The 12,095-nt window shown below is 75.0% G+C and carries 11 protein-coding genes; 4 read left to right on the forward strand and 7 right to left on the reverse strand.

The window, feature by feature from the left end; genetic code table 11:
- The 6 genes from MNY62_RS24460 to MNY62_RS24485 form a co-directional block, all read right to left on the reverse strand.
- The coding region (locus MNY62_RS24460; RefSeq protein WP_332842528.1) for a biotin/lipoyl-containing protein at positions 1–354 on the reverse strand (354 nt) is incomplete at its 3' end.
- A complete protein-coding gene (locus MNY62_RS24465; protein ID WP_279426865.1) occupies positions 347–1,324 on the reverse strand; it encodes an alpha-ketoacid dehydrogenase subunit beta in 978 nt (325 codons plus the stop codon). The genes MNY62_RS24465 and MNY62_RS24460, both read right to left, overlap by 8 nt.
- Positions 1,321–2,331 (reverse strand): pyruvate dehydrogenase (acetyl-transferring) E1 component subunit alpha, encoded by a 1,011-nt coding sequence (pdhA, locus tag MNY62_RS24470; protein ID WP_242346950.1) that lies wholly within the window; start codon positions 2,329–2,331, stop codon positions 1,321–1,323. Before pdhA ends, MNY62_RS24465 begins: the two co-directional genes overlap by 4 nt.
- Positions 2,328–4,085: an acetate--CoA ligase gene (acsA, locus tag MNY62_RS24475; RefSeq protein WP_242346951.1), complete on the reverse strand. Its 1,758-nt coding sequence runs from the start codon at positions 4,083–4,085 to the stop codon at positions 2,328–2,330. The genes pdhA and acsA overlap by 4 nt, the downstream gene beginning before the upstream one ends.
- A 151-nt stretch (positions 4,086–4,236) precedes the next feature.
- The gene (locus MNY62_RS24480) at positions 4,237–7,359 is read right to left on the reverse strand and encodes an efflux RND transporter permease subunit (RefSeq protein WP_242346952.1); all 3,123 of its coding nucleotides are present in this window, start codon (positions 7,357–7,359) and stop codon (positions 4,237–4,239) included.
- Positions 7,356–8,534 (reverse strand): efflux RND transporter periplasmic adaptor subunit, encoded by a 1,179-nt coding sequence (locus MNY62_RS24485; protein ID WP_242346953.1) that lies wholly within the window; start codon positions 8,532–8,534, stop codon positions 7,356–7,358. The genes MNY62_RS24480 and MNY62_RS24485 overlap by 4 nt, the downstream gene beginning before the upstream one ends.
- A gap of 291 nt (positions 8,535–8,825) precedes the next feature.
- Here MNY62_RS24485 and MNY62_RS24490 point away from each other — a divergent pair, with 291 nt between their 5' ends.
- Positions 8,826–9,167, forward strand: a complete 342-nt coding sequence (locus tag MNY62_RS24490) for a LuxR C-terminal-related transcriptional regulator (protein ID WP_242346954.1) — start codon at positions 8,826–8,828, stop codon at positions 9,165–9,167.
- A 154-nt stretch (positions 9,168–9,321) separates the two neighbouring features.
- On the forward strand, positions 9,322–10,167 hold the full coding sequence (locus MNY62_RS24495) for a DUF3108 domain-containing protein (protein WP_242346955.1): 846 nt from the start codon (positions 9,322–9,324) through the stop codon (positions 10,165–10,167).
- Here MNY62_RS24495 and MNY62_RS24500 read toward each other — a convergent pair.
- Complete coding sequence (locus MNY62_RS24500) at positions 10,136–11,305, reverse strand: cytochrome c biogenesis protein CcdA (RefSeq protein ID WP_242346956.1); 1,170 nt, start codon at positions 11,303–11,305, stop codon at positions 10,136–10,138. The genes MNY62_RS24495 and MNY62_RS24500 overlap by 32 nt on opposite strands.
- A gap of 150 nt (positions 11,306–11,455) precedes the next feature.
- On the opposite strand from MNY62_RS24500, the gene MNY62_RS24505 reads away from it, so the two are divergent.
- Together MNY62_RS24505 and MNY62_RS25610 are read left to right on the forward strand one after the other, a co-directional pair.
- Positions 11,456–11,989 (forward strand): RNA polymerase sigma factor, encoded by a 534-nt coding sequence (locus tag MNY62_RS24505; protein WP_242346957.1) that lies wholly within the window; start codon positions 11,456–11,458, stop codon positions 11,987–11,989.
- On the forward strand, positions 11,976–12,095 hold a 120-nt coding region (locus tag MNY62_RS25610), incomplete at its 3' end, for an anti-sigma factor family protein (RefSeq protein ID WP_279426866.1). The genes MNY62_RS24505 and MNY62_RS25610, both read left to right, overlap by 14 nt.

The following is a 12,095-nucleotide window of genomic DNA, read 5'->3' on the forward strand; positions in this document are numbered from 1 at the left end:
CGGCGGGGCCGGGGCGACGCCCGCGGAGGGCGTCGGGGTCGGCGCGGGTGGGCTCACCGCGACGGGAGCCGCGACCTGCGGGGCTGCCGCGACGGACGAGGGGACCGCGGCCGGCGCGCCCGCGCCGCGCACCGCGGCGAGCGGGGTGCCGACCGGCACCTTCGTGCCGACCGGCACGAGGAGCCGCTCCACCACCCCGTCCTCCCAGATCTCGATGTCGATCGCGCCCTTGTCGGTGTCCACCACGGCGACGAGATCGCCGCGCCGGACCGCGTCGCCGGGCTTGACCTTCCACTCGACGAGCGTGCCGGCCTCCATGTCGGCGCCCAGCGAGGGCATACGAAACTCAGCCATGGCCCACGAGCCTCCGGGCCGCCGCCGCGATCGCCTCGGGCTGGGGCAGCGCTGCCTCCTCGAGGTGGCGCGGGTACGGGATCGGGACCTCGGCGCTGCAAACGCGCGCGACCGGCGCGTCGAGGTCGTAGAACGCGCCCTCCATGATCCGGGCGGAGACCTCGGCGGAGAGGCTCCCCGTGCGCCAGCCCTCGTCCACCACCACCGCCCGGCGCGTCCGCCGGACGGAGGCGAGGATCGCCTCCACGTCGAGCGGGCGGAGCACGCGCAGATCGAGCACCTCCGCCTCGACGCCCTCCCTCGCGAGCGCCTCCGCGGCGGCGAGGGCCTTCCCGAGCGTGCCGCCGTAGGCGACGAGCGACACGTCGCGCCCCGGCCGGCGAACGGCGGCGCGGGCGATGTCCACCGGCCCGGCGTCCTCCGCGAGCTCGCCCTCGAGCCCGTAGAGCGCGGCGTGCTCGAAGACGAGCACCGGGTCGGGATCCGCGAGCGCGGCGGCGAGCATCCCGCGCGCGTCCTCGATCGTCGCGGGCGCCACGACCTTGATGCCGGGGATGTGGGCGTACCAGCCCTCGAGGCTGTGCGAGTGCTGCGCCGCGACCTGCCGCCCGGCGCCCGTCGCCATGCGGATGACGAGCGGCACCGCGACCTGGCCGCCGGACATGTGCCTGAGCAGCGCCGCGTTGTTCACGATCTGGTCGAGGCAGAGCAGGCTGAAGTTCACCGTCATGACCTCGACGATGGGCCGCATCCCGGCCATCGCCGCGCCGATCCCCGCTCCGACGAAGGTGGACTCGGAGAGCGGCGTGTCGCGGACGCGCTCGGGCCCGAACTCCTCGAGGAGGCCCCGGCTCACCGCGTAGGTGCCGCCGTACCGGCCGACGTCCTCGCCCATGAGGAACACGCGCGGGTCCCGCGCCAGCGCCTCGCGCAGCGCCATCCGCACCGCCTCGCGGTAGGTGGTCCTCACGGCGCGCCTCCTCCCCGCCCCTCCGGCGTCGCGTACACGTCGCGCAGGAGATCCTCGACCGGCTCCCAGGGCGAGGCCTCCGCGAACGCGACCGCCTCCTCCACCTCGCGCGCCGCCTCGCGCTCGATGCCCGCGACGTCCTCGTCGGCGAGGAGGCCCGCCGCGCGCAGCGTCGCCTCGAGCGCCGGGATGGGATCCCGCTGCTTCCAGCGCTCCACCTCCTCCTTCGGCCGGTAGAGCTCGGGGTCGTACGCGGAGTGGGCGCGGAACCGATACGTCTTCGCCTCGAGCAGGAACGGCCCCTCCCCGGCGCGCACGTACTCCGCCGCGCGCCGGGCGGCCGCCTCGACGGCAAGCACGTCCATCCCGTCCACGCTCTCGGCCGCCGTCGCGTAGCCGCGCGCCTTGAGGGTGAGATCGAGCTGCGCCTGGTGCCGCTCGATGGCGGTCCCCATCGCGTACAGGTTGTTCTCGCAGAGGAACAGGACCGGGAGCCGCCACAGCGCGGCGAGGTTCAACGACTCGTGGAACTCGCCCTCGGCGAGCGCGCCGTCCCCGAAGAAGCAGGCGGTGACGCGCCGCTCGTCGCGCAGCCTGTCCGCGAGCGCGAGGCCGACCGCGAGCGGGAGCCCGCCCGCCACGATGGCGTTCCCTCCGTAGAACCGCCTCCCGGCGTCGAAGAGGTGCATCGAGCCGCCGCGCCCGCGGCTGCAGCCGGTGGCCTTGCCGAACATCTCGGCCATGAGCGCGGCCGCCGGCACGCCGCGCAGGAGCGCGTGGCCGTGCTCCCGGTAGGTCGCGACGATCGCGTCCTCGGGGCGGAGCGCGCGCATCGCGCCGGTCGCCACCGCCTCCTCCCCGATGTACAGGTGGAGGAACCCGCGGATCTTCCCCTGCCCGTAGAGCTCCGCGCAGCGCTCCTCGAGCCTGCGGATCCGGAGCATGTCCGAGAGGAGCGCGAGGCCGTGCTCGCGCGAGGGGACCGCGGCCGTGCCGGGCTCGCTCATGCGCCGCCCTCCAGGGTGGACGTGTCGCCCTCGGGGAGCCCGAGCTCGCGCGCCTTGAGGAGCCGGCGCATGATCTTGCCGCTGCGGGTCCGGGGCAGCGTGGGCAGGAAGGCGATCTCCTTCGGCGCCACGGCGCGCCCGAGCCGCGCGCGGCCGAACCCGACGAGCTCGAGGCGCAGCGCCTCGCTCGCGGTGAAGCCCGGCTTCAGCGCGACGAACGCCTTCACCACCTCGAGCGCGACCGGATCGGGGATCCCGATCGCGGCCGCCTCGGCGACGGCCGGGTGCTCGAGCAGCGCGCTCTCCACCTCGAACGGCCCGATGAGGTGGCCGGCCGACTTGATCACGTCGTCCTTGCGGCCGACGAACCAGAAGTAGCCGTCGGCGTCGCGCCGGGCGAGGTCGCCCGTGAGGTACCAGCCGTCGGCGAAGCAGGCGCGGTAGCGCGCCTCGTCGCCGAGGTAGCCGCGGAACATCGACGGCCAGCCGGGCCGGAGCGCGAGCTCGCCCTCGACCCCCGGCTCCGCCACCTCGGCCACCCGGCCGTCCTCGCCCTGCCGGACGATCGCGGCGGTGACGCCGGGCAGCGGCCGCCCCATCGACCCGGGCTTCACCGGCAGCGCGGCGAGGTTGCCGATCATGATCCCGCCCGTCTCGGTCTGCCACCAGTTGTCGTGGATGGGCCGCCCGAGCGCCTCCTGCCCCCACACCACCGCCTCCGGGTTGAGCGGCTCGCCGACGCTCGCGACGAAGCGCAGCCGCGACAGGTCCCACCCCCGCGCGAGCGCGGCGCCGGCCTTCATGAGCATGCGCACCGCGGTGGGGGCGGTGTACCAGACGGTGATCCGCTCCTCGGCGAGCACGCGGTACCAGCGCTCCGCGTCGAACTCCGCCTCGTCCACGATGCTCGTCACGCCGCAGCTGAGCGGCGCCACGATCCCGTAAGAGGTGCCGGTCACCCAGCCCGGATCCGCGGTGCACCAGAAGACGTCCTCGTCGTGCAGGTCGAGCGCGAGCCGGCCGGTGGCGTGGTGGGCGACCACCGCCTCGTGAACGTGCATCGCGCCCTTGGGCCTGCCGGTCGTCCCGCTCGTGAAGTGGACGAGCGCGAGGTCGGCGGGCGCGGTGGCCGGGATCTCGAACCGCGGCGAGGCCGCCTCGAGCAGCGGCCCGAGCGCGCGGCCTCCGGGGACGTTCCCCGGATCGTCGCCGGCGAGGAGCACGTGCGCGAGCGAGGGCAGCTCGGCGCGGACCGGCGCGACCTTCTTGCGATAGAGCGCGGCGCTCGTGACGAGCACCTTGCCGAGGCCCAGCGCGAGGCGGGCGCGCACGGGCTCGGGGCCGAAGGCGGAGAAGAGCGGCGAGAAGACGGCGCCGAGCTTGAGGGTGCCGAGCGCGGCGACGTAGAGCTCCGGCACGCGGCCGAGCAGCGCGAACACCCGGTCGCCGCGCCGGACGCCGAGGCCGGCGAGCGCGTTCGCGAACCGGCTCGTCGCCTCGGCGAGCGCGGCGTAGGTGAGCTCGCGCCGCTCGCCCTCGGCGCCGAGGAAGCGCAGCGCGACGCGGCCGGCGCGGGGGCCCGCCGCGTGGCGGTCCACCGCCTCGTGGGCGATGTTGAGGCCGCGGCCGTGGGGCAGCCCGTCGAGCGCGGCGCGCGCGGCGGCCCAGGAGAACCCGTCCCGCGCCCGGGCGTAGTCGAGCACGTTCGGCTCGACCGGCCACGGACCGCGCTTCTCGATGACCTGCGGGCGCATCGGGCCTCCGCCCAGCACCGCTCACCCGCCGAAGCGTACGCCCCGCGCCGCGGCGCCGGTCCCGGTCCTTCAGGGCTCCCGCGACGCGGCGCCGCGCGCGCTTCGCCGCGCACCGGCGGGCGGTCGTCCGCCCGGACCGTCGCCGGGAAGGTCACGCCCGGGCGGGCCGGCGCCCGTTCCGCACGAGCTCGAGCCGGCGGTGGCGCCGTCGCGCGAACCAGTCGGAGAACGCCTCGAGGTAGGTGTAGAAGACCGGCGTCACGAACAGCGTGAGCGCCTGCGAGAAGACGAGGCCGCCGACCACCGCGAGCCCGAGCGGCCGGCGCGACTCCGCGCCCGCGCCGAGCCCGAGCGCGATGGGGAGCGTGCCCATGAGCGCCGCCAGGGTCGTCATCATGATCGGCCGGAAGCGGATGCGGCACGCGTCGAAGATCGCGTCGTGCGCGCTGCGGCCGCGCTTCCGCTCCTCGATGGCGAAGTCGATCATCATGATGCCGTTCTTCTTCACGAGCCCGACGAGCATGATGACGCCGACGAACGCGTAGATGGAGAGCTCGGTGCGGAACACGAGCAGCGTGAGGAGCGCGCCGAAGCCGGCGAACGGGAGCGCGGTCAGGATCGTGATCGGGTGGACGTAGCTCTCGTAGAGGATCCCGAGCACGAGGTAGATGACGACCACCGCGAGGAGGAGCAGCCAGCCGAGGCCCGAGAGCGACGACTGGAACGCGTCGGCGATCCCCTGGAAGCGCGTCGTCACGCCGGCGGGGAGCACCTGGCGCGCGACCCCCTCGACCGCGCCCACGGCGGTGCCGAGCGAGGTGCCCGGGTCGAGGTTGAACGAGATCGTGACCGAGGGGAGCTGCCCGGCGTGCGAGACCGAGAGCGGCCCCACGCCGCTCTCGAGGCGCGCGAGCGAGTCGAGCGGAACGAGCTGCCCGGAGGGCGCGCGGACGCGCAGCGTCGAGAGCGCGGCCGCATCCGCCTGGTAGCGCGGCTCGACCTCCATGATGACCTGGTACTCGTTCGTCGCCGTGTAGATGGTCGAGATCTGGCGGGAGCCGTACGCGGTGTAGAGCGCGTCCTCGACGACGTGGGGCGAGACGCCGACCGCCGCCGCCCGGTCCCGGTCGATGTTCACGGTGACCTGCGGGTTCGAGAGCTGAAGGTCGCTCGTCACGTCGCGCAGGCCGGCGAGGCCGCGCAGGCGCGCCTCCAGCTCGGGCGCGACGCGGTAGAGCTCGGCGGTGTCGGGATCCTGGAGGGTGAGCTGGTACTGGCTCTTCGTGAGCTGCCCGCCGATGCGGATGGGCGGCGGGTTCTGCAGGAAGGCGCGCATCCCGGGGACCTGCGCGAGCCGGGGGCGGAGCCGCTCGATGACCCGGTCGACGCCCTCCCGCTCGCCGCGCGGCCGGAGGCGCATGAAGATGACGCCGGTGTTCGCCGCGGTCGCCCCGCGCGCCCCGGCGCTCGACATGATCGCCTCCACCGCCGGGTCCTGCGCCGCGATCGCCGCCACCTCCTGCTGGTGCGCCGCCATCGCCTCCCAGCTCACCCCCTGCGCCCCCTCGGTGAACGTGAAGATCTGACCGGTGTCCTCGCTGGGGAGGAAGCCCTTCGGCACGGCCGCGAAGAGCGGCACCATCGAGACGAGCGCGAGCGCGGTGACGACGAGGATCGTGCGCCGGTGCGCGAGCGACCAGGAGAGGCCGCGCAGGTACCCGCCGAGCAGCGCCTCGAAGCCGCGCTCCGTCACCCGGTAGAAGCGCCCCGGCGGCCGCTCCGGGTGCTCCGAGAGGAGGCGCGCGCACAGCATCGGCGTGAGCGACAGCGAGACGAAGCCGGAGACGAGGATCGCGACGCCGATGGTGACCGCGAACTCGTGGAACAGCCGCCCGACGATCCCCCCCATGAACAGCACCGGGATGAACACCGCGGCGAGCGAGATCGTCATCGAGACGATGGTGAAGCCGATCTCCTGCGCCCCGCGGAGCGCCGCCTCGCGCGGCGGCTCGCCCATCTCGACGTGGCGCACGACGTTCTCGAGCATGACGATCGCGTCGTCCACCACGAACCCGACCGACAGCGTGAGCGCCATGAGGGAGAGGTTGTCGAGGCTGTAGCCGAGGAGCCACATCACCGCGAACGTCCCCACGACGGACATGGGCAAGGCGAGGCTCGGGATGAGGGTCGCCCGGACGTTCCGCAGGAACAGGAAGATCACGCCCACGACGAGGACGAGCGTGAGGAGGAGCGTGACCTTCACGTCGCGGACCGACGCCTCGATCGGCGCCGAGCGATCGAAGAGGACCTCGGCCGAGACGGAGGCGGGCAGCTGCGTGCGCATCTGCGGGAGGAGCGCCTTCACCGCCGCGGCGACGGCGACGGTGTTCGTGCCGGGCTGGCGCTGGATGGCGAGCACGATCGCGCGGCTCGCCCCCGCGCCCGTCGCGTACCACGCCGCCGTCGTGTCGTTCTCCACGCTGTCGAGCGCCTGGCCGACGTCGCGCAGGCGCACCGGCGAGCCGTTCCGCCACGCCACCACGATCGGCCCGTACTGGGAGGCGTCGGTGAGCTGGCCGGTCGCCTGGACCGTCGTCGCGCGGTGCGGCCCCTGGAGCGTGCCGGTGGGAAGGTTCACGTTCGCGGCCGCCACCGCGGCCGACACCTCGTCGATCCCGAGCCCGCGGCTCGTGAGCTGGAGCGGATCGAGCTGGATGCGGACGGCGTACTTCTGGGAGCCGAAGACGAGCACCTGGGCGACGCCGGGCACGCTCGAGATCCGCTGCGCCATGAGCGTCTCGCCGTACTCGTCGAGCTGGGAGAGCGGCAGGGTCGGGGAGGTGAGCGCGACGTACAGGATGGGCATGTCCGCCGGGTTCACCTTCTGGTACGTCGGCGGCGTCGGCATGTCGGGCGGGAGCTGCCGGCCCGCGGCGGAGATCGCGGCCTGGACGTCCTGGGCGGCGGCGTCGAGGTCGCGCGAGAGATCGAACTGGAGCGTCACCTGCGTCGCGCCGAGGAAGGACGCCGAGTTCATCGCGGCGAGGCCGGCGATCGTGGAGAACTGCCGCTCGAGGGGCGTCGCGACGGAGGCGGCCATCGTCTCGGGGCTCGCGCCGGGGAGGTTCGCCGTCACCTGGATCGTCGGGAAGTCGACGTTCGGGAGATCGCTCACCGGCAGGAGCCGGTAGGCGGCCGCGCCGAAGGCGAGGATGCCGGCCATGACGAGCGAGGTCATGACGGGCCGGCGGATGAAGGGGCCGGACGCGTTCACGGCGTCCTCGCCTGCGCCCGCGGCCCCGGCTCGCCGCCCGCCTGCCCTGCCTGCGCCGGCGCGGTCTTCACCGCGACGCGCGCCTTGGGCACGAGCCCGAGCTGCCCGTCGACCACCACCCGCTCGCCGGGGCGGAGCCCGCTCGCGATCACCGCCTCGCGCGCGGTCGCGTGCGCCACCTTGACCGGGCGCTGCTCGACCGTGTCGTCCGCCCCCACCACGTAGACGTAAGGCCCCGCCTGGCCGGAGACGATCGCCGCGGCGGGCGCGACGACGGCGCCCCGCTGCACCCCCAGCACGACCCGCACGTCCACGAACTGCCCCGGCCAGAGCGCCTCGCCCAGGTTCTCGAACGTCCCCTTGGCGAGGATCGTCCCGGCGGCGGGGTCGACGGTGTTGTTCACGAACGTCAGCGTCCCCTGCTCCTGCTTGCCGCCGCGGGTCGCGACCACCCGCAGCCGCCCAACGCCCGCGCGGAGCGCGCCGACGTGCTCCTCGGGCACGGTGAACCCGACGTAGATCGGGCGCAGCTGGGACACGACGACGAGCGCGCCCTGCTGGTTCGCCTGCACCACGTTGCCGCGCTGGACGAGGACGGCGCCGGTCCGGCCGGCGATCGGCGCTTCGATGCGGCAATGAGCGAGGTCGAGCTCCGCCCTCCGCACCGCCGCCTCGAGCCCGCTCACGTCCGCCGCCAGCGCCGAGGCGTTCGCGAGCGCCGCCTCGTACTGCTGGCGCGTCACGTACTCGCGCTTCACGAGCTCCGCGTAGCGCCGCGCGTCGGCGCGCGCGTTCGCGGCCTGGTCGCGCGCGCGGATCACCGCGGCGCGCGCCTGGGCGAGCGCCGCCTCGTAGGGGCCGGGGTCGATCTGGAAGAGCCGCTGGCCCTCGCGGACCTCGTCGCCCTCGGCGAAGAAGACGCCGACGATCTCGCCGGTCACGAGCGGCCGGATGGAGACGGTGACGAACGGCTGGACCGAGCCGACCGCCGCGAGCTCGTCGGGGACGTCCTCCTGCCGCGCCTCCGCGACGACGACCGGCACGGGCGGACGTGGCGCCGCAGAGCTCCCCTTCGAACCGCCGCGGCCGCAGGCGATCAGGGCGAGCGCCGAGATCGCGGCCGCGGTCGCGATCCGTCCCACCCGTCGCCAGCGCTGGGCACCCCTCCCGGCCATCGCCACCCCTATGCCGTGGGATCCCTAGCTCCACGGCGGCCCGGTCGCCGCGCCGGGTCACTCGGCACCCAGTGGAGGGTTCCACCGCTGGGACGGTGAGAAAGATCAGGCGCCTGGGTACCGCTCGCCTGGCGGTCGTCCGGCGATCGAAAAAAAGATCACGGAGGGGGTGGCAACCGGGAGGGGCGTGACTAACGTGGCGAGGGGTTGGGGAACGAACGACCGGGCAGCCCGCGGAGGCGCGGGAGAACGGCGACACCCCACCACACGAACCCACGAAGGAGCGCGAAGATGCCTCACATCGAGATCGATTCGCTCACCCCCATCGCCGCGAAGTACATGGACGGGAAGAGCCTGACCCCGGCCGAGCGCTCCGAGGTGCTGAGGATCGCCCAGGGCTTCGCGTGCAAGGACTCGGCTGCGGCCGCGAACGTGTCGCCGGAGACGATCCGGGCGCGCCGCAAGCGCATCTACCGCAAGGTCCACGTGGCGGGCGCCGCGGAGATCATCTCCGGGCTCCTCTCCATCTCGCTCCAGATGCTGGCGAGCGGCGAGAAGGTCGAGCCGAAGACGGTCGCGCCGACCGCCCAGGGCGAGACGACCGCCGCCGCACCGCTGGTCGCGGCGATGTAGCGTCCGCTCGCCCGCCCCCGGCCCGGAGGGCGGGCGCAGCGCGGTCTTCCGGGCGACTTGAAGCGGGGCCTCGGGCGCGAGCGCCGGGTGGCGTAAGTTCACGGCCGGTCGCGCCGCGATGCTTCTGCCACGCGACGTCCTGAAGGAGGTCGCGTTGGCTCGCATCGCAGCCGTCCTCGCGATGATCGCGGCGTTCGGCTCCGCGGGCGCGGCCACTTTCGCCCCCGGCGAGGAGACCTTGCTCGAGGTCCGCTACCTCGGCTTCGTGGCGGGCGAGGCGCGCATCGCGGTCGGGCGGCCGGAGGGGGTCATCTGGCCGGTGTTCTTCGAGGCGCGGACGCGCGGCGTCGCCGGCCTCGTCGACCTGCGCGAGCACCTCGTGTCGTACTGGGACACGCGTTCGCGCCTGCCGCGCGGCTCGGAGCTGCGCGCGTTCGAGGCGGGGGACGCGCACGTGGACCGCGCGCGCTTCGACCGCGGGCGCGGAGAGGCGACGTTCGTCCGGGAGCGGAAGGGCCGGCGCTCGGAGAAGCGCTTCCCGATTCCCGCCGGCGTCCAGGAGCTGACGAGCGCGTTCCTGTGGCTGCGACTCCAGCCGCTCGCGCCCGGTGACCGCCACGCGCTGCCGATCATATCCGGCTCGCGCCAGTTCACGCTCGTCGCGCAGGTCCGCGGGCGCGAGGAGGTCTCGACGCCCGGGGGGAAGTTCCGCTGCGTGCGCGTGGACGTGACCGCGCCGATGAGCGGGCCGGGGGCCCCGCGCGGCGACATCTCCCTGTGGCTGACCGACGATCCCGCCCACGTGATCGTCCGCGCGGCGATCCCGTTCTCGATCGGCGAGGTGGTCGCGCTGCTGACGCGCTACTTGCCGGGGGACGCCGGCGCCGCGGAGCTGCGGCTGCGCGGGGCGGAGACGAGCGCGCCGCTCCCGGCCGCGGCGCCGGTCGCCGGGCCTCCGCCCGCGACGCTCACCCCCCGCGCGGCGGCTCCCGGGCCGTGAGCGGCCGGGCGTCGCAGAGCCGTCCCGTCGCGAGCTGGAGCGCGTCCGTCAGGGCGTCGACCGGCTGCGCGCCGACGAGCCGGCGCAGCTCCTTGCCGGTGGCGTCGAGCACGAGGAACGTCGGCACCCCGCGGACGGCGTGACGGCGCGCCAGCGCGGCGCCCTCGGGCTCCTCGACGAGGCGGCGCTTCACGTGGGCGCCCGGGCAGCCGCGCTCGGCCTCCGCGACCACCGGCTCCATGCCCCGGCAGACCGGGCAGGTGCGGCTCACGAGCTCGACGAGCGCGGGTCCGGACGCGGCCGGGACCGGCGCGCCGGGTGCGCCGAGCGCCGGGAGATCGCAGGGGGCGGGCGCGCTCGCGTCGCAGGTGGCCGCGCCGCCGGCACCCGCGCTCCCCGGCGCGGATGCAGGGGGCGCCGCGGCGGCCAGCGCGGCGCCCCCGCCGGCGGACGGCATGAGGAGCATGAGCCGGTCGCTCGCGAGGAGCGCGCCCACCGCGACGAGGAGCGCGCCGGTCGCGAGCTCGATCTTGCGCAGGTGCGGCTTCACACGGTCGAGGAGCCGCAGCGCGCGCGGCGCGAAGGCGGCGGCGGCGAGGAGCGGCGCGACGAGGCCGGCCGCGTAGGTGCCGAGGTACAGCGCGCCACGGGCCGGGCTCGCGCCCGAGCTCGCGGTGTAGGTGAGCACGGAGCCGAGCACCGGGCCGATGCACGGCGTCCAGCCGAGCGCGAACGCGCCGCCGAAGGCGAACGCCGCGAGGAGGGATCCCCCTGGCGCCGCGCGCGCGAGCCACGGGCGCCGCTCGCGATCGAGGCCCGGCAAGCGCAGCACGCCGAGGAACCCCAGGCCGAACACGACCACGACGAGGCCGGCGATCCGGAGCAGCGCCTCCCGGTGCGCCGCGAGCAGCGCGCCCGCCGCGCTCGCCCCGAGCCCGAGCGCGACGAACACGCTCGCGAGCCCTGCCGCGAACGCCCCCGCGGTCGCGACGAGCCGTCCGCGCGCGCCGCCCGCGCGGACGTCGGACACCGACGCGCCGCCGAGGAGCCCGAGGTAGATGGGCACGAGCGGGAGGACGCAGGGGGAGAGGAAGGTGAGGACGCCAGCGGCGAACAGGCCGGGGATGTCGAAGCTCATGCGGTCGGCGGGCTCCTCGTCATGGGTCGGAGCCAGGGACACGGCGAGCGGTTCCGCGAGTTCCCGCCCGGCGCCCCCGGCGCGATGGACGAGCCCGCGGCCCCCGCAAGGGCCCGAGGTGCGCGCACGGGAACTCCTGGCGAGCCCGCCGTGTCTCACACACGCGTGAAGCGCGGCTTCATCGAGCGAGCCCTCGGTCACCTGCCGGCCCTGCGCCGGCGGGGCCAGCGGCTCACGCGGAACGCCGCCGACGCGGAGGATCTCGTGCAGGACACGCTCGCCCGTGCGCTGGAGCGGAGCGGCGAGCTGCGCGATCCGGAGCGGATGCGTGGGTGGCTCATCTCCGTCCAGCGGACCGTGCACCTGAACGGCCGGCGGGGGCTCCGGCCGAAGCTCGAGGTGCTCGCCGGAGGCCTCGCCGCGCCCGCGGACGCGCCGGCGGAGGCGACGCCGGAGACCGCGCTCCTCGACGCGACGCTGAGCGACGAGCTCGCGGCGGCGCTCGACGCCCTCCCGCGCGAGTGGCGCGAGGCGCTCTGGCTGCGCGAGGTGGAGGAGCTCTCCTACGAGGAGATCGCGCGCGCGCAGGGCTGTCCGGTCGGGACGGTCCGATCCCGGCTCGCGCGGGCGCGGAGCGCGGTCCACGAGCGGCTCGTGCGGGAGGGCGAACGTGTCGACCTGTAGCCACGACTGGAACGAGCGGATCTCCGCCTGGCACGACGGCGAGGTGGATCGTGACGAGCGGCGCCGCGTGGAGGCGCACCTCGCCGGCTGCGCGCGGTGCGCCGAC

The sequence above is a fragment of the Anaeromyxobacter terrae genome (genome assembly GCF_022690685.1).
GTDB classification, from domain to species: domain Bacteria; phylum Myxococcota; class Myxococcia; order Myxococcales; family Anaeromyxobacteraceae; genus Anaeromyxobacter; species Anaeromyxobacter terrae.